Origin of the sequence: Isobaculum melis, from assembly GCF_900111355.1 — a bacterium.
GTDB classification, from domain to species: Bacteria; Bacillota; Bacilli; order Lactobacillales; family Carnobacteriaceae; genus Isobaculum; species Isobaculum melis.
This window is the reverse complement of the sequence record NZ_FOHA01000003.1, coordinates 91,739-116,160: the sequence shown is the minus strand read 5'-3', so window position 1 is coordinate 116,160 and position 24,422 is coordinate 91,739. Positions and strand designations below refer to the sequence as shown.

General features: G+C 36.5%; 23 protein-coding genes. 2 read left to right on the top strand and 21 right to left on the bottom strand.

From position 1 onward, the window contains the following. Positions 1-47 precede the first annotated feature (47 nt). The 20 genes from BMW29_RS03990 to dnaE all read right to left on the bottom strand — a co-directional run bounded on the left by BMW29_RS03990 (position 48) and on the right by dnaE (position 21,627). The gene (locus tag BMW29_RS03990; protein ID WP_092650574.1) at positions 48-863 is read right to left on the bottom strand and encodes a sensor histidine kinase; all 816 of its coding nucleotides are present in this window, start codon (positions 861-863) and stop codon (positions 48-50) included. Then, positions 854-1,849, bottom strand: a complete 996-nt coding sequence (locus BMW29_RS03985; protein WP_092650572.1) for a HAMP domain-containing protein — start codon at positions 1,847-1,849, stop codon at positions 854-856. The genes BMW29_RS03990 and BMW29_RS03985 overlap by 10 nt, the downstream gene beginning before the upstream one ends. Further along, a complete protein-coding gene (locus BMW29_RS03980; protein ID WP_092650570.1) occupies positions 1,830-2,576 on the bottom strand; it encodes a response regulator transcription factor in 747 nt (248 codons plus the stop codon). Before BMW29_RS03980 ends, BMW29_RS03985 begins: the two co-directional genes overlap by 20 nt. A 306-nt stretch (positions 2,577-2,882) precedes the next feature. Further along, positions 2,883-3,605, bottom strand: coding sequence for a pseudouridine synthase (locus BMW29_RS03975; RefSeq protein WP_092650568.1), 723 nt, complete (start codon positions 3,603-3,605; stop codon positions 2,883-2,885). Between the two features lie 8 nt (positions 3,606-3,613). Then, entirely contained in the window at positions 3,614-4,249 is a 636-nt protein-coding gene (gene scpB / locus BMW29_RS03970) for an SMC-Scp complex subunit ScpB (RefSeq protein WP_092650566.1), read from the bottom strand. A 29-nt stretch (positions 4,250-4,278) separates the two neighbouring features. Next, the gene (locus BMW29_RS03965; protein WP_092650564.1) at positions 4,279-5,040 is read right to left on the bottom strand and encodes a segregation/condensation protein A; all 762 of its coding nucleotides are present in this window, start codon (positions 5,038-5,040) and stop codon (positions 4,279-4,281) included. A gap of 17 nt (positions 5,041-5,057) precedes the next feature. After that, positions 5,058-5,420 (bottom strand): GNAT family N-acetyltransferase, encoded by a 363-nt coding sequence (locus tag BMW29_RS03960; protein ID WP_092650562.1) that lies wholly within the window; start codon positions 5,418-5,420, stop codon positions 5,058-5,060. A gap of 16 nt (positions 5,421-5,436) precedes the next feature. Further along, positions 5,437-6,759 carry a diaminopimelate decarboxylase gene (lysA, locus tag BMW29_RS03955; RefSeq protein WP_092650560.1) on the bottom strand — a complete coding sequence of 441 codons (1,323 nt, stop codon included), beginning with the start codon at positions 6,757-6,759 and terminating at the stop codon, positions 5,437-5,439. Between the two features lie 128 nt (positions 6,760-6,887). Continuing rightward, positions 6,888-8,078 carry a multidrug effflux MFS transporter gene (locus BMW29_RS03950; RefSeq protein WP_092650558.1) on the bottom strand — a complete coding sequence of 397 codons (1,191 nt, stop codon included), beginning with the start codon at positions 8,076-8,078 and terminating at the stop codon, positions 6,888-6,890. 227 nt (positions 8,079-8,305) lie between these two features. Continuing rightward, positions 8,306-9,124 (bottom strand): purine-nucleoside phosphorylase, encoded by an 819-nt coding sequence (locus BMW29_RS03945; protein ID WP_092650556.1) that lies wholly within the window; start codon positions 9,122-9,124, stop codon positions 8,306-8,308. Positions 9,125-9,145: 21 nt separating this feature from the next. Beyond that, entirely contained in the window at positions 9,146-10,315 is a 1,170-nt protein-coding gene (deoB, locus tag BMW29_RS03940; protein ID WP_092650554.1) for a phosphopentomutase, read from the bottom strand. 63 nt (positions 10,316-10,378) lie between these two features. Further along, the gene (xerD, locus tag BMW29_RS03935) at positions 10,379-11,269 is read right to left on the bottom strand and encodes a site-specific tyrosine recombinase XerD (protein WP_092650552.1); all 891 of its coding nucleotides are present in this window, start codon (positions 11,267-11,269) and stop codon (positions 10,379-10,381) included. A 77-nt stretch (positions 11,270-11,346) separates the two neighbouring features. Further along, positions 11,347-11,799: a ferric iron uptake transcriptional regulator gene (fur, locus tag BMW29_RS03930; RefSeq protein WP_092650550.1), complete on the bottom strand. Its 453-nt coding sequence runs from the start codon at positions 11,797-11,799 to the stop codon at positions 11,347-11,349. 87 nt (positions 11,800-11,886) lie between these two features. Continuing rightward, on the bottom strand, positions 11,887-12,759 hold the full coding sequence (locus BMW29_RS03925) for a CvfB family protein (RefSeq protein ID WP_092650548.1): 873 nt from the start codon (positions 12,757-12,759) through the stop codon (positions 11,887-11,889). A gap of 122 nt (positions 12,760-12,881) precedes the next feature. After that, on the bottom strand, positions 12,882-13,340 hold the full coding sequence (locus BMW29_RS03920) for a DUF441 domain-containing protein (RefSeq protein ID WP_092650546.1): 459 nt from the start codon (positions 13,338-13,340) through the stop codon (positions 12,882-12,884). Between the two features lie 67 nt (positions 13,341-13,407). Further along, positions 13,408-15,165 (bottom strand): pyruvate kinase, encoded by a 1,758-nt coding sequence (pyk, locus tag BMW29_RS03915; protein WP_092650544.1) that lies wholly within the window; start codon positions 15,163-15,165, stop codon positions 13,408-13,410. Positions 15,166-15,236: 71 nt separating this feature from the next. Then, positions 15,237-16,199: a 6-phosphofructokinase gene (gene pfkA / locus BMW29_RS03910; RefSeq protein WP_092650542.1), complete on the bottom strand. Its 963-nt coding sequence runs from the start codon at positions 16,197-16,199 to the stop codon at positions 15,237-15,239. Positions 16,200-16,314: 115 nt separating this feature from the next. Continuing rightward, positions 16,315-17,262, bottom strand: a complete 948-nt coding sequence (locus BMW29_RS03905) for an acetyl-CoA carboxylase carboxyltransferase subunit alpha (protein ID WP_092650540.1) — start codon at positions 17,260-17,262, stop codon at positions 16,315-16,317. After that, positions 17,255-18,124: an acetyl-CoA carboxylase, carboxyltransferase subunit beta gene (accD, locus tag BMW29_RS03900; protein ID WP_092650538.1), complete on the bottom strand. Its 870-nt coding sequence runs from the start codon at positions 18,122-18,124 to the stop codon at positions 17,255-17,257. The genes BMW29_RS03905 and accD overlap by 8 nt, the downstream gene beginning before the upstream one ends. A 170-nt stretch (positions 18,125-18,294) precedes the next feature. Then, entirely contained in the window at positions 18,295-21,627 is a 3,333-nt protein-coding gene (gene dnaE, locus BMW29_RS03895; RefSeq protein ID WP_092650536.1) for a DNA polymerase III subunit alpha, read from the bottom strand. Between the two features lie 212 nt (positions 21,628-21,839). On the opposite strand from dnaE, the gene BMW29_RS03890 reads away from it, so the two are divergent. Continuing rightward, positions 21,840-22,139 carry a MerR family transcriptional regulator gene (locus BMW29_RS03890; protein WP_218139638.1) on the top strand — a complete coding sequence of 100 codons (300 nt, stop codon included), beginning with the start codon at positions 21,840-21,842 and terminating at the stop codon, positions 22,137-22,139. A gap of 119 nt (positions 22,140-22,258) precedes the next feature. Continuing rightward, complete coding sequence (locus BMW29_RS03885; protein ID WP_092650534.1) at positions 22,259-23,116, top strand: hypothetical protein; 858 nt, start codon at positions 22,259-22,261, stop codon at positions 23,114-23,116. Between the two features lie 61 nt (positions 23,117-23,177). Here the strand turns inward: BMW29_RS03885 and fabF are convergent, their stop codons facing one another. Continuing rightward, on the bottom strand, positions 23,178-24,419 hold the full coding sequence (gene fabF, locus BMW29_RS03880) for a beta-ketoacyl-ACP synthase II (protein WP_218139637.1): 1,242 nt from the start codon (positions 24,417-24,419) through the stop codon (positions 23,178-23,180). Positions 24,420-24,422 lie beyond the last annotated feature (3 nt).

Sequence of the window (24,422 nt, the reverse complement as noted above, 5' to 3'; positions counted from 1 at the left end):
AGGATAACTGCTCAACCATTCACAATATCTAGATAAGAAACTACTTTTTACTCATAAGGTAAATAAACAATAAAGCGTGTATATTTCATTGGGTCACTCTGCACTTCAATATGTCCCTGATGGGCTTCAACAATACTTTTCACAATCGATAAGCCAATTCCTGTCCCAACACTTTCTTTTGAAGTTCTTGAACGATCTGCTTTAAAGAAACGCTCAAATAAATAAGGAATATCTGATTTAGCAATCCCTGTCCCATTATCTCGAACTTCTAAGACCAATTGATTGTCTTCAATATATTGGATTAATGTGACCAAGCCATCTTCACGCTGAGCTTCCTCAGTATGACGTAACGCATTATTGATTAAATTAATTAAAACTTGTTGAATCTTATCATTATCTAGTACATAAACAAGATCCGGCGTTTCAACTTCTAATTCTAATATCACATTTTTTTCTTGTGCCATATTTTGGAAATGGTACACAATTTTCTTTAAAAAGTCTCCCATTTGAACTTCACGATAGTTTAAATCAATAAAGCCTGCTTCCATTCTAGATAAGTCAAGCATTTGATTGACTAAACGACTCATACGATTTGATTCTTCAATAATAATTTCCGCCATTTCATGTTTCTCTTCTTGCGTTTGTGCAATATCATCAAGAATGGCTTCACTATACCCCTGAATCATCATAAGCGGTGTCCGTAATTCATGGGAAATATTACTAATGAAGTCAACTCTCATGGTATCTAAACGACGTTCATCGGTCATATCACGAATGGAGCAAACAATGCCACGTACCGTTTTTAAATCGTCATTAAACAAAGGATCAAAAACAAGTTGGAAATAGGTTTCATCTAAAGACAATTCAATTCTTTGCGTTCTGTATAGGCGACAATTTGCTGAATAGCAATGGACATTTCTTCTGGTAAGGAGTCACCATTTAAACGGTGGCTGACTGCAATCCATTTTTGCAAGAAGTGCTCTCCTGCTGGATTGGCTAGTAACACTGTCCCATCATTATTAAAGACAATCACACCTGTTACCATAGTAGATAAAATATTTGTTAAGAGCTCTTTTTCTTGTCTAGTCATGGTCCCAATTGTTTCGAGTGATTTTCCCATTTTATTCATCGCCAGTGCTAGCTGAGACATTTCATCTCTAGAAGTTACAGGTGCTCGATGTGTAAAATCATTTTTGGCATATTCAAAGGCAATATTCGTCATATCATTTAATGGCTTTCCAAGATATAAATGTAAAAAGAACATATAAATAAAGGAAATAATAACCATAATAACCACAAGCAGAATAATTAATTCTCTTAATTCAGCTAAGGCCTCTTGATAAGAGAGCATAGAAAAAGCATAGATTACAAGACCTTTTTTTCCTTCATAACTAAAATGATGAACTGTAATCACAAATTCTTCTTTGTTAATATGCTTACTACTATCACTTTTATATTGATAAGTATCTGTTATTTGATTTGTATCAGTCGCATTGATTGCTTCTCTGACACCCTCTAATTTGGTCAAAGCGCGAATCGTTTTGTCACTAATTTGAGGACCGGTTTTATTTCTTAAAGAATAGTTTTCACCATCAAATTGAACCAGTGCAACCATTCTTGTATCCAACAAATTAAAGACCTCTTTATGCTCTGCAACCTCGATAGGATCATCTTCTAACAAATCATTAATGACTGTGACCGTATGATCAAATTCATTCATTCCTTTTGTATAAGCATAATTTTTATAGACATCTAAAAAAATTAAAGATGTGACAGTTAAACAAAAAGCGACAACTAAAATTGTCGCTAACCATATTTTCAAAACAACGCTAGTTATTCTTAGTCTCATTTGGCTTCACTTTCTCCTCGAAGTCTGGTTCAAATTTGTATCCAAGTCCCCAAACTGTGACGATTAATTTCGCAGCATTTTCAGAGGCCTGTGCCAATTTTTCTCTTAAACGTTTAATGTGTGTATCAACAGTTCTTAAATCTCCAAAAAATTCATATTTCCAAACTTCACGCAGCAACTGTTCACGTCCATAAATTTTACTTGGTGTTTGTGCTAAATAAAGGAGTAAATCATATTCTTTAGGCGTTAAACCAATCTCTTTTCCTTCAACTAAAATGCGATGTGCATCATTATCAATTTTTAAATAAGGGAACTCAATAACATGCTCATTTACTTCTACAACTGGTTTAGCAGCTTCATAGCGTCTTAATAGTGCTTTCACACGAAGTAAAACTTCTCTTGGGCTAAATGGCTTCACAATATAATCATCTGCCCCTACTTCAAAGCCTAAAACGCGATTCGCTTCCTCGCCTTTTGCTGTTAACATGATAATGGGTGTATCTTTCACTTCTCTTAATTTTCTTGCAACTTCGATGCCATCCATTTTAGGAATCATTAAGTCTAATAAAACTAAATCATAATTGCCCTCTAAAAGCATCTCTAGAGCATCTTCTCCATTATCTGCTTCAAAAATGTTATAGTCTTCTCTTTCTAAATACATTTTAAGTAAACGACGGATTCTATCCTCATCGTCTACAACTAAAATATTTTGGTGGCGATTTTCCATTCTTTTTCTCTCCTAATCTTACATGGCTAGTTGAGACAAAACTCAAAAGTTTCATCCCAACCACATATATTACTTCCATAAACGGTGGCCAAAAGTCAGGCTCGGTCTGCAATTGTCAAGAATCACTGTAAACGTAGTGAACAGATGCTGATTGATACCTACTTGGTTCACAAAACATTTAACAAGGAACAAAGTCGAACTGAGTTCGATTTGTATCATGTCTCTAAGGATTAACATCCTAAGAGGCATGACAATTCTTCGTCTTTTACTCCAATTTCTCAAGCCTTAACGACTTTTGTCTCAGCCTCATTTTTCCATGGCCATATGACGTAATTTTTTCACCTCATGAGGAACAAGTTCACGCCATTCCCCCGGTGTTAAGCCTTGTAATGTTAAGAAGCCATATGTTTCACGTTTGAGTTTTTGAACAGGATGTTGTACGGCTTGGAACATTTTTTTCACTTGATGATTGCGACCTTCATGAATCGTTAATTGTACAATTGAATTGTCTTTTACGCGATCAGTTGAAATGATAGTCACTTTAGCTGGTGCTGTTTTTCGATCTTCAATCATTATGCCGCGTTCTAGCTTTCTAATTTCTGGTGGGATGAGCATCCCTTTAATTTTAGCCACATATGTTTTTTCAATTTGATGTTTTGGATGCATTAATAATTGGGCTAATTCCCCATCATTCGTTAACAATAATAATCCTGTTGTATCATAATCTAAACGACCAACTGGATAAATGCGTTGTTTAATGTGTGGGAAAAAGTCTGTTACCACTTTACGATCCTTATCATCTGAAACCGCTGAAATCACACCTCTTGGTTTATAAAATAAGAAATAAACAGGCTCTTCTCGGTAAATCGGTACCCCATCTACTTCAATTTGATCTGAGTGTTCTACTTGGCAACCCATTTCTGTGACTTTTTTACCATTGACTTTCACATGTCCTGTTGCAATTAATTCTTCTGCTTTTCTTCTTGAAGCGATTCCTGCGTGGGCTAAAACTTTCTGTAATCTTTCCATTGCTACACCTATTCCTCTATATTAAATAAATTGATATCATCTGATGGTTCTTCCTGCTCGTCTACTGCTTCAACTTCTTCTAATTGTTGAAAACGATCATAAAATAAATCGGATGTCATTTCTTCTTCTGGTAATTCAATCTCAGCAATTGATGGTAACTCAGCCATATCTTTTAAGCCAAAATAGTCCATAAAATACTTTGTTGTACCATATAAAATCGCACGTCCGGGTCCATCAACGCGTCCTTTTTCTTCTATTAAGCCACGCATTAAAATCTTTTGTAGCGCTCCAGTGGTTTGAACCCCTCTAATTTCATCAATTTCCATTCTGGTAATGGGTTGCTTATAGGCAATAATCGCCAAGGTTTCTAATGAGGCTTGAGATAAACTAGTTGTTAATGGCGAAACAGCAAATTTCTTAATGATTTCTGCATATTCTTTTTTTGTTGCTAACTGATAGGTATCTCCTACTTCCATAATCATTAAACCACGGTCTTGAGCTAACTCATATTCCTTTTGGAGGGTCATTAATAATTGATAAGCATGCTGTGTTGTAATTTCTAACACGCTAGAAATTTGTTTTAAAGACAAGCCATCATCACCTGCAACAAAAAGCAAGGTTTCAATTGTTGCTAATTCATTCATCTTTCTACGCTCCTCATCAGACATTACTACTATTCTACCACATGCATGGCCCCTTCATAAACCCAAAGTTCTCCAAATACTTCTTTCTGTTCAATCCAAATGGATTTTGCTTTCATTAATTCAAGTACAGCTAAAAAAGTCGTGACCATTTCTGACTTGGTTGCTACTTCAAAAAATGTCTGAAAATCAATCTTTTCACCATTTTTTTTCCTAATAATCGCTAAAATATCTGCCATTTTTTCTTCAATTGTTACTTCTTGTAATGCGATTTTAGTTTGCAGTGGTTGATTTAGCTTTTTGCGATGCAGCATTTGTGAGAAAGCTAGAAAAATATCTGATGTGGTTAATTGTAATGGATTTAAAGGAACATTTTGTTGCCATTCATGTAAGTCAGCAGGAGCCTTCGTATAATATTGGCTTCTTGTTTCTTCTCTCTCTTTTAATTCATCTGCAGCATATTTGTATTTGCGGTACTCTAGTAATTGCTCAACCAATGCTTCTCTTGGGTCATCTCCTGTTTCAAAATAGCCCTCATCCTCTTCATCAATGGCTAATTCTTGTTTAGGTAATAACATTTTACTTTTAATTGCAAGCAAAGTGGCAGCCATGACTAAATAATCACTTGCAATATCTAATTGTAGCTCCTTCATTGCATGAATATAAGCCATATACTGCTCTGTCACTTCAGCAACAGGAATGTCATAAATATCTAGTTCTAATTTTTGAATCAAATGAAGCAACAAATCCAATGGACCTTCAAAAGCGTCCATTTTTAAATGAATTTCTGCCATTTATGACACCTACTTTCTTAGTTTTTTCCTTGCTCCCACTTTGTAACAATTCCTGCTGTATCTAAAGTTCCCATCATTTTTTTATCTGGATAACGTTCATTTAATGAGTCAATAAATTTCAGACTCAGTCCTTCATTACGATAAGACGGATTAATCGCAATATGTCTCAATAAAATAAAATCTTGGTTGATTTCGATGCCTACAACACCAATCATTTGTTGATCTTCATCTGATTCACAAACAAACAATTGTCTTGTAGCTGGATCCTTTTGGTACCAATCCATTTCTTCTTGTAAGCGGTGAATATCTTTTAAATCTGGAATTAGTGAAAGTAATCCCATCGTTATTTTTTCGTAGTCACTTCGATATTGACGTAACATACTAAAACCTCCAATTTTAGTAGAAATCAGCTAATGGCTGATCTAATTGTATCAGATTTTCATAACTTTCCCTTTGGATAACGACCTGTTTTTTGCCATTTTCTACAAATACAACAGCTGGTCTAGGTATACGATTATAATTATTGGCCATTGCATAGCCATAAGCTCCCGTTGCAAACACCGCTAAGATATCTTGATAATGCGCTTTTGGTAAAGGTAAATCCCAGATTAGCATATCTCCTGATTCACAGCATTTACCTGCAATCGAATAGGTTTCTTCTGCTGTCTCATCTGCTCTGTTTGCTAAAACACCTGTATATTTAGCATCATAAAGTGCTGGACGAATATTATCAGTCATACCTCCATCAACAGCTAGATAGTTGCGAATATTAGGTACTTCCTTTTGTGACCCTACTTCATAAAGGGTAATGCCCGCATCTCCAACCACACTACGTCCTGGCTCAATCCAAATTTCTGGTAGCTTTAAAGCAAACTGTTTTGTTTTTTCTTTGACTGTTGACACAATTTGCTGAATATAATGAGCTAGCGGTAATGGTTGATCTTCCTCTGTATAACGAATCCCAAAACCACCACCAACATTTAGAATCTCTAAAGAAAAGCCAAATGTTTGTTGCCACTCAGCAGCTTGCATCAATAGTTTTTCAATGGCCATCACAAAGCCATCGGTTTCAAAAATTTGTGAGCCAATATGAGAGTGTAAACCTTTTAGTCGAATATAAGGCATCTCCATAGCTAATTTTACAGCTTGCTCTCCTTGACCATTTAACAAATCAAAGCCAAATTTTGAATCTGTCTGACCAGTTATAATATAGTCATGGGTATGTGCCTCAACACCTGGTGTAACACGCAATAAAATATTTACAACCTGTTTTCTTGCTGTCGTTAAACGATTAAGCAAAGCTAATTCATCAAAATTATCTACCACAAAACAACCAATTTGATAATCTAGGGCTTCAAGAATTTCTTTTTCCGTCTTATTATTCCCATGAAAATGAATGCGTTCTTTAGGAAATCCAGCCTGAATCGCAGTGTATAGCTCTCCACCTGAAACGACATCCAAAGACATCCCTTCTTTGGCCATTAATTGATAAATCGCTAGACAAGAAAAAGCTTTACTTGCATAGGCTACTTGAGCAGTGACCCCCAATTCTTTAAAAGCCTGGATAAAAGTTTGACATTGTTGTTTTATTTGGAACACATCATAAACAAATAATGGTGTCCCATATTCTTTGGTTAAAGTAACCGTATCTATTCCACCTATTTCAAGATGATGCGCTGTATTTATCTTCATTGTACCTACCAAGAAATCATGATTCATTTAAAATGCCTCCAATCTTCCTCTAATCTAAAATCAGTCATTACAAATGTAACATAATCGACTATGTTGAGCAATTTTTTTAGTAAAAAAAAACAAAACAATGAGCCGCCTCATTGTTTTGTAATCGACTACTTTCTGTGAACAAATAAGAAATCTAGCATAAACATCACACAGCTAATACCTAAGAAATAAAGTGGCATCATCCACAAGCTACCATTATGCAGACTACTCATCCCATAAGTTAATAAGCTCACAACTAAATAATAACCTAGACTAAAAATACCTCCAGCAGTCCCAATCACAGACTGAAAATCAGCAAGCCCCTGACTTAAGCAGTTAGGTAAAGTAATGCCTGTTCCAACAAAAACAAGAAAAATACAACAAACTAAGAAAAACATCTGTGTATCCTGATCAAAACCTGTCATACGACTAATCAAAAGCAGCAAACTACTCCCAACAATTGTGACAATTAAACCAATTGGGATAATACTATCAGGAGATTTTTTGCGAAGTAAATGATTAGAAATCAACGAACCTAAAATACTTGAGAGTGCAATCACGATTCCTAGTAAGCCAAAATAAGAAGGTCTCATTTTGAAATGCTCAATAAAAAGATAAGGCGCTTCAGCATGATAACTAAATAGCATGCCATTGATGCCACCTATCAACAGACCATAAATCAACGCTTTTCTATTTTCCAATAATGCAATGGTTGTAACTAACATTGATTGTCGTTTGCGTTCACTCACGACTAAAGTTTCTGGCAATTTTAGAAATCCATAAAACCAAATTGCAAAACCCATTAAAAGTAAAATGATAAAGACCATTTTAAATTCTGAGTATTCCTGCACAATCCCACCAATAAAAGGACCAATCGCAGGTGAGAAGGCTAAAACTGCACTAATTTTACTAAATAGTTTGGCACGCTCACTTCCCTCAAAGCTCTCTCGCATCATTGTCTGACTTATAATCGAGCCAGCGCTCGCACCAAAAGCTTGAATAAAGCGTGCAGCCAGTAACCACTCAAAATTAAAGGCTACCAAACACATAAAACTCCCCAGACTATAAACAACTAAGCCATATAGCATAGCCTTTCTTCGTCCAATAAAATCTGAAATAAGCCCCCAAAAAAAGACGCCTAAAGCAAAAGAAACAAAGTAGATACTCATCGTCAATTGTGCTGCACCACTACTCACTTCATAGTAATGCCCAATATTTGGCAATGATGGGGTAAACATAGATTCACTAATTTGTGGGAATCCAACAAGCACAATCAATAATAATAAAGATGGTCTATTTTTACGGATGTTTTTCTTCAAACTTAACTCCTCCTGATTTAAAAGCTAAATCAACAAGCTCATTTAGCTAAATAGAATTGGAATAAATTATGAGGCCAAACATCCTAAATCATTTACCGTTGTCCGAGTGATTCTTTTTAACATCATTCTCCCACCTATACATGTCATATTGCACCCATTTTAACATTTAATAAGTAAAAAGAGAACCTCTAGTAAAATAGTGGTTCCCTTTCTTTAATATTCATCGCTTACAAAGCTTTAATCGTTTCTTTCAAATAAGTTTTAAAGGTTTCTTTCACACGTTGCGTTGTTTCCACTACTTCCGCATGATTTAAATTGGCTTGCATGCCAGCTGCTAAGTTGGTAATACATGAAATACCTAAGACTTTTAAGCCAGCATGATTAGCAACAATCACTTCTGGTACAGTTGACATTCCAACTGCATCGCCACCAACTAGACGCACCATTTTAATTTCCGCTGGCGTCTCATAAGTTGGTCCTGAAAAGCCCATATAAACACCTTCTTTTAAAGCAAGGTTTAATGAAACAGCCACTTCTCTAGCTGTTGTTAAATAATCAAGATCATAGGCATGACTCATATCAGCAAAACGCGGTCCCATAGCTGCATCATTTGGTCCAATCAATGGATTAACACCAGTATAATTGATTTGATCTGTAATCAGCATCAAGTCCCCTGGTGTAAAGGCTTCATTCACACCACCGGCAGCATTTGTAACAATGACTGAATGACAACCAATGGCTTTCATCACTCGCACTGGAAAAGTCACATCTTCTAAAGAATAGCCTTCATAATAATGAAAGCGTCCTTGCATCGCTAAGACTGGACGGCCTGATAATTTACCATACACCAATTGTCCAGCATGCCCTTCAACTGTTGACACAGGGAAATGAGGAATCTCAGCATAAGGAATCGCAATCGCATCCTCCACTTCATCTCCTAATTCACCAAGTCCTGAGCCTAAAATCAAACCAAACTCAACATCCTTGACACCTTTATTTTGCAAAAATGTTGTCGCTAATTGAATTTTTTCTTGTAACGTAGTCATGTTATTCTCCTTTAACTGTTCTTATTTTAATAAACTTAAAAAGCTTTGGCCAAATCCTGTATCTGCTACTTTGAAATTATCTGCAATGGTTGCACCAATATCTGCAAAATGACCTTGAGGTAGTTTGCCACCCGCTGTCATTTTTGGTGAATAAGCAAGTAAAGGCACATATTCTCTTGTATGATCTGTTCCTGGGAAAGTAGGGTCATTTCCGTGATCAGCTGTAATGAGTAGTAAATCATCTTCCTGCATTGCAGCAAAGATTTCAGGTAATCGTGCATCAAAATCATCAATTGCCTTTCCATAACCAGCAACATCACGACGATGACCAAATAGTGCATCAAAATCAACTAAGTTTAAGAAGCTTAAGCCATTAAAATCTTTTTTCATCACGTTTAATAATTGATCAACACCATCCATATTGCTCTTCGTACGAATCGCTTCTGTTGGGCCTTCACCATTATAAATATCATTGATTTTACCAATAGCAATCACATCTTTTCCACCATCTTTTAGATGATTTAAAACGGTTTTACCAAAAGGGTCTAAAGCATAATCATGACGGTTACTTGTTCTTGTAAAGTTACCTGGTGTTCCTAAATATGGACGTGCAATAATTCGACCAATCATATATGGATCATCTTTCGTAATATCTCTAACATACTGGCAAATACGATAAAGCTCTTCCAAAGGAATGATTTCCTCATGAGCCGCAATTTGTAATACTGGATCAGCAGAAGTATAAATAATCAAATCGCCTGTCTCCATTTGATGTTCACCGTATTCATCAATAATTCCTGTGCCACTTGCTGGTTTATTCCCAACAATTTTACGACCAGAAAATGCTTCTATTTGTTCTAGGAGTGCATCTGGAAAGCCATTTGGAAAGACTCTAAATGGGGTTTGAATATTTAAGCCCATCATTTCCCAATGACCTGTCATGGTATCTTTTCCGACTGAGACTTCTTCTAATTTTGTTTCATAGCCTTTTTCAGGCTGAATCGCTTTCACACCTTTTAAAGGTTCAATATCCCCTAAACCTAGAGCTTCCATATGAGGTACATGTAAACCAACTTCTTCAGCAATATGACCTAGTGTATGGCTCCCAACATCTCCAAATTTTGCGGCATCTGCTGCTTCACCAATTCCTACAGAATCCATCACGATTAAATGTATACGGTTAAATGTCATCTTCATCCACTCCTCTTTTATTGTCCACTTCTATTATATAAACTTTTCATCAATAAAGCTATTCTAAGCTCTAGGATGATAGGTTTTGTATACAGTTGTCATGCGTTGCTTGGTAATATGGGTATAAATTTGTGTGGTGCTAATATCCGAATGTCCTAATAGCTCTTGAACGATTCTTAAGTCTGCACCGTTTTCGAGTAAATGCGTGGCAAAGGAATGACGCAAGGTATGTGGTGTGACTTCCTTTTCAATCCCAGCTTCCTTGACCATTTTTTTAATCAGCTTCCAAACACCTTGTCTGGTTAAGCCTCTACCATGATGGTTTAAAAATAAATAAGGAGAAGGCTTGCCACTTTTTTCAAGATGGGTTCTAGATAAGTTTAAATATTTTTCAATCCAATGAATCGCTGTATCTCCTAAAGGAACAATTCGTTCTTTATCACCTTTACCAAGTGTTTGTAACAGTCCTAATTCCAAATGAAGATCCGTCATTTTTAGGTTAATCACTTCAGATACTCGCAAACCAGTTGCATACATTACTTCAATCATCGCACGGTCACGCAAACCTAAATCATCCCCTGTATTAGAGGATTCAATGAGTGTTTCAACCTCTTTCATTGAAAGAACCTTTGGTAGTGTTTGTTCTTTTTTAGGTGTATCAATAAATTGCATTGGATCAGTTGCTGCTTTTCTTTCTTGGCATAAATATTGATGTAATTTACGTAAGCTTGAAATATGTCTAGTAATGGTGCCAGTTGATTTTCCTTCTTCTTTTAGTTGTTGCAAAAAGTTCAGGACTAAATAACGATCCACCTTGTCCCAATGATCAATCTGGTTTTCTTCTAAAAAAGCCAGGTAGTGCAATAAATCACGCTGATAGCTTTCAATGGTATTCTTAGATAAGCCACGTTCAATGGATAAAAAATGTAAATAATCTTGTATCTCATCCTTCATTTTTTGCACACCCTTTCATCTGATTCAAAAATAAAAAGGAACTACGATAGCAATGTATCGGGAGCTCCTTTAAATTGTTAGTTTGCTTTTTTTTGACAATCCTTACACAAGCCATGAAAAGTTAAGCGATGGTCTTGGATTAAAAATTGAAATTGATTTTCGATCTTTTGTTCAACTTCCTCTAATAAATCTTCTTGGACTTCTTCAATATTCCCACAAGATGTACATAATAAGTGGTGATGGAAATGTCCGCCGCCTTCTTTAATGACATCATATCTTGCTAAACCATCATTAAAGGTAATTTTATTGACAACATGTAATTCTGTTAGCAATTCTAATGTTCGATAAACAGTTGCTAAGCCAATTTCTGGACTTTTTTCTTTTACGCACATATAAATTTCTTCAGCACTCAAATGTTCTTTTTCATTTTCGACTAAAACTAAAACGGTTGCTTCACGTTGTGGCGTTAATTTATACCCCGCTGTGTGTAACTGTTCTTTTATACCTGCTAAAGGAGATGTAGCATTCATCTGATATCCTCCTTTAAATTATTCTCATCTGATACTTTGACTTAAGTTCAGTTTATTCCTATCTCTAAAAAAATGCAAGGAGTTCTTTTATCCCTCATCTTGTTTTACGACAAGTTTGGTTTCTCCATCTTCTTGAACAATCATCCGTTGCTTCATTAAATTCCCTAAAGCGCGCTTAAATTGGCCTTTGCTAATCCCAAAGCGTTCACGAATTTCATCAGGATCACTTTTATCTGTATAAGGAAAACTCCCAGTTCTAGTTCGCTCTAAGATTGCTAAAAGCATCGCTGCATCATCATCAATCGCTTCAAATGCTCTTGGCATAAGAGATACATTGAGGATACCATCTGGTCTGACACCAATCACGCGACCATTAACTAATTCTCCTAATCTTGGTTCATCTTTGCGTTCAGAAGGATGAATAAAGCCTAGCATATAGTCTTCTGTTAAAATATAGGTACCAATTAATTTTAAACGAAAAGCAACCCCAGAAATATTTTGATTTTTTAAGGTTTCATCCCCTTTTCTTGCAAGTGAATGAAACATTTCTTCATCCGCTAAGGTGCCCCACATCCGGTCTTTGCTATCTACACGAATAGCCACCATGAGCTTATCTCCTTTTTTAGGCCATAATTGCTTCACAGTTGGTAAATCATCTAAAGAAACCACAATTTCTTTTGGTAAACCAATGTTCACAAATACCCCTAAATCTTTTCTAGATTCTGTCACAATCCCCCATGAATAGCGGCCAACTTGAACAGCTGGAATATCCTGTGTAAGCATAAAGTCTTTATTCATACCAACATACGCAAATCCTTCTACTTCATCGCCCATTTCATAAGTGGACATTGTAGGTGTTTTATCTAGTCGATAAGTGACACCATCCTTTTGTATAAAAAATGATTTCTCATTTTGATCAATTACTTTACCTGTTATTACCTGTCCTAAAGACTCGTTCATCATCTTACCTCCGCTTTTTTCTCACTTCCATCATTATAGCGCAGAAACATTCTTGTGAAAAGAATTATTCATTTTACGCTGAAATATCTAAGTAGCTTTTAATATTTAATGAAGTCCTATTCTTACTTCATCGCAAATGAAAATAGCTCCATGATACAATAAGTCATCCCAGCAGCAATTACAGGTCCTGCTGCTACTCCCTTTAATAATACGACACCTAAAATTGTGCCAAAAACCAATGCAACAGTCACTTCTGGACTACCTGCTAACAACCCAACACCTCTACTAGATAGTAAAGACACACCTACACCACAGATAATCGCAACCCATCCAACTGGTGATTTAAAAGCAGATAATAGCTCTTTAAAACCAATTTGCTCTGTTGCAATTGGAATTAAAATCGCCACTGTAATAATTGTTACACCCCAATTTATCCCTTTAGACTGGATCATTGGAAAAAGCTTTGATGCTTGTGGCACTGCCTTTAACGCTAGCACTGCAGCTGTTGCAATAATTAATGAAGTATTTTTAGCAATCAGACCTACTGCTAAAATAAGTAATAAAAATAACCAGCTTTCCATTTATCTCCCTCATTTCATAAAAATCCCACTCTCTAAAATAGAAAGTGGGAGCAATTTTTATTTTTAATTAAATGGCAGTAGTTGCACCATGATAAACCACACCACGACGAGAATCTACAGTAATCAACTCATCATGAGCCAAAGCAGTTGTGGCATTGTCAACACCAACAACAACAGGAATCCCCATTGCAATACCGACAACAGCAGCATGAGAAGTTAAGCCACCTTCTTCAACTACTAATGCTGAAGCTTTTTCAATCGCTGGCAAGTAGTCTTTATCTGTTGTTTTCACAACTAAGATACTACCTTCTGTCATTTTAGCATTTGCTTCAGAAGCATTGTTTGCAATGACTGCTTTACCAACAACAGATTTTCCGCCAATACCATGACCGCTTGCTGCTTTTGAACCAATTAATTGGATCTTCATTAAGTTTGTTGTACCACGCTCACCAACTGGAACACCAGCAGTAATAATGATTAAATCGCCTTCTTTAGCAAAACCTGATTCTTGTGAAACACGTGTTGCTAAGTTAAACATATCATCTGTTGATGCTGGTTTTTCAGCAACTTGTGGGTAAACCCCCCATGATAATGCTAACCCTCTCATTTGTTGTTCACTAAATGTGATAGCGACAATATGAGATTTAGGACGATATTTAGAAATCATACGGGCTGTATGACCAGATTCAGTCGCTGCAACAATTGTTTGAATTCCTAAGTTACGGGCTGTATGACCAACTGATTGACCAATAGCTTCTGTCATATCTGTATCTTTATAAGCTTTTAATGTGAATGAATCTTGGTTAACTAATGCTTCTTCAGTACGTAATGCAATGCTTGTCATTGTTTGAACGGCTTCAACTGGATAATCTCCAGCAGCAGTTTCTCCTGAAAGCATAATCGCATCTGTTCCATCAAAAATCGCGTTCGCTACGTCACTTGCTTCAGCACGTGTTGGACGAGGATTTTTTTGCATAGAATCAAGCATTTGTGTTGCAGTAATCACTGGTTTACCTAATGCATTACATTTACGGATTAAAGCTTTTTGTACAATCGGAACATCTTGTGTTGGAATTTCAACACCTAAATCTCCACGAGCAACCATTAAACCGTCAGATACTTTCAAGATTTCGTCAATTTTATCAACGCCTTCTTGGTTTTCGATTTTAGGAATCAATTGGATATGAGTCGCATTGTTTTCTTCTAAAATTTTGGTAACTTCTAACACATCGCTTGCACGACGGACAAAGCTTGGCGCAATATAGTCAACACCTTGTTCAATCCCAAAACGGATATCAGCTGCATCTTTTTCTGTAATCCCTGGTAAGTTAATGGATACATTTGGTACGTTTACACCTTTTTTATTTTTCAAGATGCCTGAGTTTTTAACAACTGTAACGATTTCGCCATTTGCATGGTCAAGATCCGTTACAACTAAGTCAATTAAACCATCATCTAGTAAAATGTGCGTTCCTGGTTGAACATCATTGATTAAATCTGGGTAAGTGACAGAGAATTTTTCTTTTGTTCCTTCTACTTCAGTCATGCTGATACGTACAACATCATCTGTTGTTAATTCAACAATACCATCTTTCATATTGTTGGTACGAATTTCAGGTCCTTTAGTATCTAAAAGAATGGCTACCATTTTACCAGTGATTGCTGAAGCTTCACGAATATTTTTAATACGCGCACCATGCTCTTCAAAATCTCCATGTGAGAAGTTTAAGCGTGCAACGTTCATTCCTGCTTCAATTAAGTTAACCAGTTTTTCAACTGTTTCACTTGCTGGTCCGATGGTACAAACAATTTTTGTTTTTTTCATATCCAATTATCTCTCCCTAAACTTTAGTTCAATCTATTTTTATACCTTTGAATCCTTATTTTAAAAACGACTTAAAATGAAATTTGTTTAGATAAATCATATAAATCTAAATCAATTCTGTGTTTGCCATTTTCCAATGTGTCTACAATATCAGAAGCAATAATTTTATTATCACGAATCCCAATACATAAGCCACCCTTGCCTTCTTTCAACAATTCGACTGCGCGCACACCAAAACGGCTAGCTAACACACGGTCTTTTGCTGTTGGCGAACCACCACGTTGAACGTGTCCTAAAACTGTAACACGAGCATGGAAATCACCATATTTTGCTAATTCATCCGCAAATTCATTTCCGCTCATGACACCTTCAGCAACGACGATTAGGCTGTGTTTTTTACCACGATCGCGGCCTTCTTGAATTTTAGCAGCAACTTCTTCCATATTAAAATCAACTTCTGGAATAATCACTTGCTCCGCGCCACCAGCAATACCTGACCATAAAGCAATGTCGCCTGCGCCTCTTCCCATTACCTCAATAATGAAAGTGCGCTCATGGCTTGTTGCTGTATCGCGAATTCTATCAATCGATTCAAGTACAGTATTAATTGAAGTATCAAAGCCAATTGTAAAATCTGTTCCTGGAATATCATTATCAATTGTTCCTGGTAAACCGATTGCTGGGAAGCCATGTTTTGTTAAAGCACGTGCGCCCATATATGAACCGTCTCCACCAACAACAACAAGACCTTCAATCCCGAATTTTTTCAATTGTTCGATTCCCTTTAATTGGCCTTCCTCACTACCAAATTCAGGGTATCTTGCAGAGTAAAGGAATGTTCCACCTCTTTGAATTTTATCACCAACGTCACTCACTGATAACTTGCGAATGTCGCCTGCAACTAATCCTGCATAACCATAATTAATTCCGTAAACTTCCATTCCCTCAAAAATGGCTTTACGTACAACAGCGCGAATCGCTGCGTTCATCCCTGGTGCATCTCCACCACTGGTTAAAATACCGATGCGTTTCATTTTTAAACCACCTCATGCATGTTTTATATTTTTAAATATAGGAGAACTCCTATATTATGAAAACCTTTTGTCATTTTCAAAAAAAAGCTTTGCCTACTACATTTGACATCCTCTATTATTGCCCAAAAGTACCAATTTGTCTATATTTTTTATAACGATCTTCTTTTAATTCCTCAAAAGATAGCTTGGATAGCTCTTTTAGCTGTTGAGATAAATGATTTTTAATCATAATGGCTTGATGCTCTGTATCTTGATGTGCGCCTCCTAAAACTTCCGGAATGACCTCATCAATAATGTCCAATTGGTATAAATCTTTTGCCGTAATTTTCATACTTTCTGCTGCTTCTTTTGATTTGCCAGCATCTTTCCAAAGAATAGATGCAGCACCTTCTGGAGAAATCACAGAATAAACCGCATGCTCAAGCATTAGTAAACGATTGGCAACACTTAGGGCTAATGCACCACCACTTCCACCTTCACCAATCACCACAGTGATAATTGGTACGGTAAATCCAAACATCTCAAAAATATTTTTAGAAATGGCTTCACTTTGATTGCGCCTTTCAGCAGCCGCTCCTGGATAGGCTCCCTTTGTATCTACAAAAGTAATAATTGGACGTTTAAATTTATTAGCTTGCTGCATTAATCTTAGGGCTTTTCTAAAGCCTTCAGGATGCGGCATCCCAAAATTTCGTTCAATATTTTCTTTTGTATCACGACCTCTTTGATGTCCAATAACGGTTACAGGTTGACCTTCAAAGAAAGCCAAGCCACCAATAATGGCACTGTCTTCCCCGTAATGACGGTCCCCTTGTAACAAAGTGAATTCATCAAAAATAAAAGGAATATAATCTAGGGTCGTTGGTCGATCTTGTTTTCTAGCTAATTGGAAAGTCTCCCATGCATCTAAGGATTTGTAAACCGTCTTTTCAAGCTGAACAAGTTGTTCTTCAATCCGAACCACCTCATCTTGCAATTCAGGACGATTTTCCTTTGGCAAAGTACGTAAATCTTCCAATTGATCCCTTAAGCTTTTTAACATCTTATCTAGTGTTTCAGACATGCTCTGCTCCTCCTTGATGATGGAAACGTAACATTTTACCGATATATCTCGGTAATGAGGTTCTTGCCACAATGGCATCTAGTTGTCCATGCTCCATTAAAAATTCTGAGGTTTGAAAGTTTTCTGGTAATTCTTCTCTCACCGTTTGCTCAATCACACGACGGCCTGCAAAACCAATTAATGCACCTGGTTCTGCTATGAGAATATCTCCTAATGTTGCAAAGCTCGCAGAAACACCTCCAGTTGTCGGATTGGTCATCACAATCATACTTAAAATGCCTGCTTCATGTAAAGCTTCAAATGCTGCAGCTGTTTTGGCCATTTGCATCAAGCTGAGCATTCCTTCTTGCATACGCGCACCACCGGAAGCAGTAAACACAATATACGGAATCTTTAGCTCTTTTGCAAGTTCAGCGCCTTGTGTAATTTTTTCTCCAACAACAGATCCCATACTTCCCATTCGAAAGTTACAATCCATGATGGACACTACACATGGTAAATCTTCAATTTTTGCTGTTCCCATAACCACAGCTTCTTTTAAGCCTGTTTTTCCCATATCTTGACGAATTTTTTCTTCATAATCTGGGAAAGATAATGGATTAACAGTTGTTAATTGCTCCGCTCTCTCCTCGAATGAGTGCGCATCAACTAACCATTTAATGCGTTGCCATGCCCCAATTGGAAAATGAAATCCACAGTTTGGACAAACCATCATGTTCTGTTCACATTCTGTTGTGAAAAACGAGGATTGACATGCGTCACAGCGCATCATCAAGCCATCAGGTATGTCTTTCTCTGTTTTGGTATGGGGTATTGTGACATATTTCTTTTTTTTAGGTTGTGAAAAAATACTATTTAGCAAGGTACTCAGCCTCCATTTTTCGCAACTTCTTCCTGCTTTATCAACGAGATGTAAAAACTCGCTTCTCTGTATTTTATCATTTATTGACTGAAAAGTCTGTTTAAAAGAGAAAAAAATTATGAAGAAAACGTATCCATGTTATTCTGTTCTTTTCTCTCTCTTTTTAATCATTATTTTATGACAATATTTTCTGCTCCAAGCAACTGTTGAAGCTGCTCCTTTACCCCCACAAGTGGCTGAATCCAATCCTCTTGATTTAAGGCAATTTTCTTATTGGTTGATTCATAAAATAAAATGACGGGCAGTTCACCTGTTCCTAATGTTAACACCTCTTTTAATTGTGAAAGAACCTTAGGATTTTCTTTTTCTTTGGTAATTTTAATAAAGCATTGATTGCCTTCTACTACTTGATTTAATGGCATGGCATCAACGATTTCATCAACTAACAGCTGCATCCCATCTTGTTGATTCTCTTCCACTTTCCCAGTAACGAGTAAAATACTATTTTTTTCTAAGAGCTTGACAAATCTTCGATAAGTTCCAGGAAACAGCGTTAAAGAGAGATCGCCTGAGGAATCACTGAGTTGCACAAAAGCCATTTGTTCGCCTTTTTTGGTTCGAATTTTTTTAATTTGTCGAATAAAACCAATAATTGTTGCTTTCTTACCTGTAACCAATTCTGCTACAAAGCTGGCTTTTTTGAGTTTCATTAAATCCTGATACTGCTCAATTGGATGTCCTGAAACATAGGCACCTAAATAGGTTTCTTCCATTTCAAGCTTTTCTTCTAAGGTTAAATCAGGCATTTGCTCATACTTAGGTTCCAAAATCCCCAAAAGGTCCATATTGTTGCCACTGTATTTCACACTGGAAAGAACCCCCTCTAATGAGCTAATGAGTGTGCCTCTGTTTTCATTTAAATGATCAAAGACACCAGCAAAAATAAGTGGACGAAGATTTTCTTCCTTCATCCATTTTGGATCCATTCTTCTAGAAAAATCAATCAAGTCTTTATAAGGACCATGCGTTTTTCTATTTTGAATGATTTCCATCACAAAATCTCTTCTTAGGGTTTTAATCGAGCCTAAGCCAAATTGAATGGTATGGTCTTTGAGTGAAAAGCCATAAAAGCTTTGATTAATATCTGGTGGTGCAATTGCGACTTTCTTTTTCTTTGCTTCTAAAATATATTCTTTAATTTTTGTAGGATTATGAATCATGCCATTTAATAAAGCAGCAAAAAAAGCGGCTGGATAATGGGCTTTAAGATAAGCTAATTGATAAGCAATAAAGGAATAGGCAACTGCATGGGATCGATTGAAACCATAGTTTGCAAAGCGTTCAATCCAGTTATATACTTCGCTTGCGCTTTCCTCTGTATAGCCTTGAGAAAGTGCTCCATCAATAAAATGTTTACGCTCTTCATCTAGCACATCTTTTTTCTTTTTACTAATCGCACGTCTTAAAATATCTGCTTGTCCCAAAGTAAAGCCAGCCATTTTAGCTGCAATTTGCATAATTTGCTCCTGATAAACCATGACACCATATGTGACACCTAAAATGTCTTTTAAGCTGTCATGAGGATAAGCAATGGGTTCCAAACCTTTTTTACGACGAATAAATAAATCAATATTTTCCATTGGACCTGGACGGTATAGCGCATTGACTGCGGCAACATCTTCAATTGAGGTTGGACCTAGCTTACGTAAGACATTGCGAATCCCACTTGATTCAAATTGAAAAACACCCGTTGTGTCTCCTTGACGGAATAATTGTAAGGTTGCCTCATCATCTAATGGTAGCTCATTTAATTGAATTGCTACTTGATTATCCTTTTTTAAAAATTGCATCGCATTAGCTAAAATCGATAAGTTTTTTAATCCTAAAAAGTCCATTTTGAGTAAGCCAATTTCTTCAACATTTCCCATTGCAAATTGCGTTAAATAAATCTCATTTCCGCCATGCTGTAAGGGCACAAGGGAATCTAAGGGTTGATCTGTCATGACCACTCCAGCTGCATGAGTTGAAACATGTCTAGGTAAGCCTTCAATTTTTTGGGCTGTTTCAAATAATAATTTATTTTTTTCTGTTTCTTGAACGAGCTGTCTTAACTTAGCTGAGTCTTGATAAGCTTGACTTAATGTAATCCCTAATTGTTTTGGAATCGCATTTGACCAAACATTGGCTTCATTTTGATTCAAGCCAAAAACTCTGGCAACATCTCGTAAAGCCATTTTTGCGGCTAAGGTACCAAAAGTCGCAATTTGTGCTACATGATTTGCACCATATTTTTGCTGAACATAGCTGAGTACCGCTTCTCTTTTATTATCTGGAATATCTAAATCAATATCAGGCATGGTAAAACGTTCTACATTTAAGAAACGTTCAAACAACAATTGATATTGAATCGGATCTACATCTGTAATGCCTAATGTATAAGAAACAAGGGATCCTGCTGCTGAACCACGGCCAGCTCCTGTCACAATCTCATTTTGATGGGCAAATGTAATCACATCCCAAATAATTAAGAAATAATCATCAAAGCCCATTTTGTGAATGACTTGTAATTCATGATTTAAACGTTCTTGATAGTCAGCTGTTGCTTGAGGAACTCTGCGAGCTAACCCTGCTTCACATAAGCTACGCAATTTATCAGCCGCTGTTTCTCCTGCTGCTAATAAATACTTTGGAAATAAAGCTTGATTTAAAGGGATTTCTACTTGAATACGATGCGCAATCTGTAGTGTTTCATTGATCTCAGCTTCCAATTGATACTGCTCAAATTGTGCCACAACAGTTTCCGGCTTAGGCAAATAATAGGCCCCTGTGATGGCTTCTGTTTCAAGTGCTAACTTTTCGCCATCATCAATTGCTCTTAAGACCTTCGTACTAAAATGATCACTTGGCTCTAAATAACGCACATCTGTCATAGCCACTGTTTTGATTTGTAATTGGGCTGCCAAGGTTTGCAATTGCGCTATAATGGGTACCAAATTTGACTGTACCTGTACCCCTAAATAAAAATGACTATTTGCTACATAAGTTAACCATTTTTTAGCAATTTGCTGTGCTTTATCCCATTGTTCTCCAAGTAAAGCTTGTTCAATTTCACCTTGCTCCCCAGGGGTAATGACAATCAGATTTTCTAAATGAGAATTTATGTCATCCATCGTTAAAACTTCATGAGAATTTTTTAACATTTTAAGAGAAGATAGTTTCATTAATTGCTGATAGCCAGCTAAATTTTCAGCTAAAAAAACCATTTGATAGACTTGATTCTCTTGAATAAGCCCTGCTATCTCTAAGGTTAAACCGAGAATTGGCTTAATATCAGCTTTTTTACAAGCTTTATAAAAATCTATGATGCCATATAATACATTGATGTCTGTTAAAGCAATTGCCTGATAGCCATCTTCTTTAGCTTTTGCTACTAATTTTTCAATTGAGGTCGTGCTTTGTAGCAAACTATAGGCGCTAATGACCTGTAAATGTACAAATGACATATCCTTCTCTCCAGTCCTTTTTTATAATATCTATATTATACCGTTTTTTTTTAGTTTCTTGCAAATTTCTCTCTTTTTTTACTAAATCTGTCATAAATTTGTTGGATTTTGTTAAAAAAAGGAAAGAATTTTCATTATTTTCAAAAGAATAGTTGTTTGTTGCGGACTATTCTAGTATATTTAAAAGGAATTATGAGAAAAGGAGTGTATGTATGATGGTGAAAAAAACGACTTCATCTTCAAATCTGCTTTCTAAAGAACTCACACCTAAAGAATTTCAACGACAAAAGAAGAAGGCCATTAAAATGTTGAATGATCAGTTTGTTTCTACTATGGAAGCGGTTGAAATCTTAGGCATATCTAGACGTGCTTTTCAATCACTTGTAACAAGAGGCAAAATTGACCAAATCAAAAAAAATGGCGCTACTTTGTACTTCAAGCCAGAAATTGAAGAACGCAAAATGCAACAAGTAGAACTACGCAAAAAATATCGTCCATATGATGAAAATTAAATGGCGTTAAAGGGAGTCGATTTTCGACTCCTTTTTCAATTGTCTGAAGTCCATTATTTTCATCAAATTTATTTTTTGTTAAATGACTAGATAGAAACCTTTAAAGGAGTAAGTTACATATGAAAAGAATGGAAGATAAAATCGTAGCAAGTTATCAAAAAGCGAATAAACTGGGCAAAGCAGTTGGCTTTTATTTTGTAGGATTCGTATTCTTATTAGTACTCATTGGTAGTTTTTTCTGGGGTACCCCTTTTGATACCTCCCTAAATGTAGGCACTATTTATGCTACGTCAACTAAAGGCTGGCTTAATATCCCTAAGACGGTACTCATTATCGTCCCTTCACTCATTCTGAGTATGACAATTATGCTTAAACGCTACAACAAAATAGCGAAGCAATTTGATTTCGTATTACTTGATCAATGTGATGCAGTTGCTTTTCGTCAATATATGGCCACAGGGGTAACTTATGGGAAGAATATTACAAAAGGCTTTGAAAAAAATCTACGCAATTACTATGAAGCGCATTATTTAATTGCTTTAATGGCTTGTGGTGAGCTACAGGAAGCCAAAACCTTCCTTGCTTCTCATGAAGCATCATGTAAGGCTTTAATCCCGACATTAAGAATCAACATCGCCCTTGAAGAAAATAATTTAACCTTATTCAACCAAGCTTATGAAGACCTCCTAAAAAATATTCAAAAGCCGTTATTCTTTAGTAAGGATAAAAAGAACTTACAGCAGTTATATGTTGCGATCCATTATATGATGCATGAAAATTATGAAGCTGCATTAGATGCATTTGAAAAAACAGTTTCTCGTAATGAATCAGCTCGTGTAAACAAAGAGATGAAAAAAGGAATTTGTTTCTTTCATTTAAAACGTTTTGAAGAAGCAACCGCTTGTTTTAATGATGTCGTACAGCATGGAAATACCCTGCATGCTAAAAAATTGGCAATGGATTATTTAATGAAATAGGCAAAATACCACTAAATTTAGAGCATTACTCCTCTAAATTTAGTGGTATTTTTATTTTTCCTTATTTTGTATATTTTTTAAAGGCTAAGACTGCATTATGTCCACCAAATCCAAATGAATTCGATAAAGCAGCTGTTAATGCTTGCTTACGACTTTTATTTGCTACATAATCCAAGTCACATTCTTCATCTGCTTCTTCTAAATGAATCGTCGGTGGGACTTCATCATTGTAAATCGCTAAAGTCGTTAAAATCGCTTCAATTCCACCAGAGGCGCCTAATGTATGGCCTGTCATTGATTTTGTTGAGCTAACTAATAAACCATTCTGAGCATGTTCTTTAAAGACACCTTTAATCGCCATTGTTTCAAATTTATCATTCATTGGCGTACTTGTTCCATGGGCATTAATATAGCCAACATCTTCAAGGGCTAAACCTGCATCTTTAATGGCTGCTGTCATTGCTTGTTGTGCCCCTGCCCCTTCTGGAGCTGGCGCTGTAATATGGTGTGCATCGCCTGATGAGCCATAACCAACAAGCTCTGCATAAATCTTTGCACCACGAGCTAAGGCATGCTCTAATGATTCTAAGACTAAAATCCCTGCCCCTTCGCCAATCACAAAGCCATCACGATTGGTATCAAAAGGACGACATGCTGTTTCAGGATCCGGATTTGTCGTTAACGCCTTATTGGCAATAAATCCTGATACCCCCATATTTGTAATAGGTGCTTCGGTTCCGCCGGCAATCATCACATCAGCATCGCCACGTTCAATAAATTTCATCGCTTCACCAATACAGTTAGTTCCTGTTGCACAGGCAGTAATCGTACAGCCATTTGGTCCTTTAGCCCCAAAACGAATGGAGATTTGTCCTGCTGCCATATCTGGAATCATCATTGGAATAAAGAAGGGGCTCACACGTCGATACCCTTTTTCCATAAAGGTACGGATATTATCTTCCATAACATCCATTCCGCCAATCCCTGATCCAACCCAAACTCCCACACGACTAGCCTCTTCTTGTTCCATAACTAAACCAGCATCATCCACTGCTTCTTGGGCTGCAGCAATAGCATAGTGTGTAAAGGTAGCCATTTTACGGGCATCACGTTTTTCAAGATAGGGAGAAATATCAAAATCTTTTAGCTCTGCTGCAACTTTCACAGGCATCTCGCTATTATCAATTTTTGTCATGAGACCTACACCATTTTTTCCTGCAATCGCATTGTCCCACATTTCAGGCACAGTATTACCAATTGGAGAAACGGTTCCTAACCCTGTAATTACAACTCTAGTTTTCATCAA

What these genes read in the sequence shown, in the direction of transcription:
- BMW29_RS03985 (WP_092650572.1), bottom strand. Translation starts at nt 1,849, where the DNA reads ATGAGACTAAGAATAACTAGCGTTGTTTTGAAAATATGGTTAGCGACA.
- BMW29_RS03980 (WP_092650570.1), bottom strand. Translation starts at nt 2,576, where the DNA reads ATGGAAAATCGCCACCAAAATATTTTAGTTGTAGACGATGAGGATAGA.
- BMW29_RS03975 (WP_092650568.1), bottom strand. Translation starts at nt 3,605, where the DNA reads ATGGAAAGATTACAGAAAGTTTTAGCCCACGCAGGAATCGCTTCAAGA.
- scpB (WP_092650566.1), bottom strand. Translation starts at nt 4,249, where the DNA reads ATGAATGAATTAGCAACAATTGAAACCTTGCTTTTTGTTGCAGGTGAT.
- BMW29_RS03965 (WP_092650564.1), bottom strand. Translation starts at nt 5,040, where the DNA reads ATGGCAGAAATTCATTTAAAAATGGACGCTTTTGAAGGTCCATTGGAT.
- BMW29_RS03960 (WP_092650562.1), bottom strand. Translation starts at nt 5,420, where the DNA reads ATGTTACGTCAATATCGAAGTGACTACGAAAAAATAACGATGGGATTA.
- lysA (WP_092650560.1), bottom strand. Translation starts at nt 6,759, where the DNA reads ATGAATCATGATTTCTTGGTAGGTACAATGAAGATAAATACAGCGCAT.
- BMW29_RS03945 (WP_092650556.1), bottom strand. Translation starts at nt 9,124, where the DNA reads ATGACTACGTTACAAGAAAAAATTCAATTAGCGACAACATTTTTGCAA.
- deoB (WP_092650554.1), bottom strand. Translation starts at nt 10,315, where the DNA reads ATGACATTTAACCGTATACATTTAATCGTGATGGATTCTGTAGGAATT.
- xerD (WP_092650552.1), bottom strand. Translation starts at nt 11,269, where the DNA reads ATGAAGGATGAGATACAAGATTATTTACATTTTTTATCCATTGAACGT.
- fur (WP_092650550.1), bottom strand. Translation starts at nt 11,799, where the DNA reads ATGAATGCTACATCTCCTTTAGCAGGTATAAAAGAACAGTTACACACA.
- BMW29_RS03925 (WP_092650548.1), bottom strand. Translation starts at nt 12,759, where the DNA reads ATGAACGAGTCTTTAGGACAGGTAATAACAGGTAAAGTAATTGATCAA.
- BMW29_RS03920 (WP_092650546.1), bottom strand. Translation starts at nt 13,340, where the DNA reads ATGGAAAGCTGGTTATTTTTATTACTTATTTTAGCAGTAGGTCTGATT.
- pyk (WP_092650544.1), bottom strand. Translation starts at nt 15,165, where the DNA reads ATGAAAAAAACAAAAATTGTTTGTACCATCGGACCAGCAAGTGAAACA.
- pfkA (WP_092650542.1), bottom strand. Translation starts at nt 16,199, where the DNA reads ATGAAACGCATCGGTATTTTAACCAGTGGTGGAGATGCACCAGGGATG.
- BMW29_RS03905 (WP_092650540.1), bottom strand. Translation starts at nt 17,262, where the DNA reads ATGTCTGAAACACTAGATAAGATGTTAAAAAGCTTAAGGGATCAATTG.
- dnaE (WP_092650536.1), bottom strand. Translation starts at nt 21,627, where the DNA reads ATGTCATTTGTACATTTACAGGTCATTAGCGCCTATAGTTTGCTACAA.
- BMW29_RS03890 (WP_218139638.1), top strand. Translation starts at nt 21,840, where the DNA reads ATGATGGTGAAAAAAACGACTTCATCTTCAAATCTGCTTTCTAAAGAA.
- BMW29_RS03885 (WP_092650534.1), top strand. Translation starts at nt 22,259, where the DNA reads ATGAAAAGAATGGAAGATAAAATCGTAGCAAGTTATCAAAAAGCGAAT.
- fabF (WP_218139637.1), bottom strand. Translation starts at nt 24,419, where the DNA reads ATGAAAACTAGAGTTGTAATTACAGGGTTAGGAACCGTTTCTCCAATT.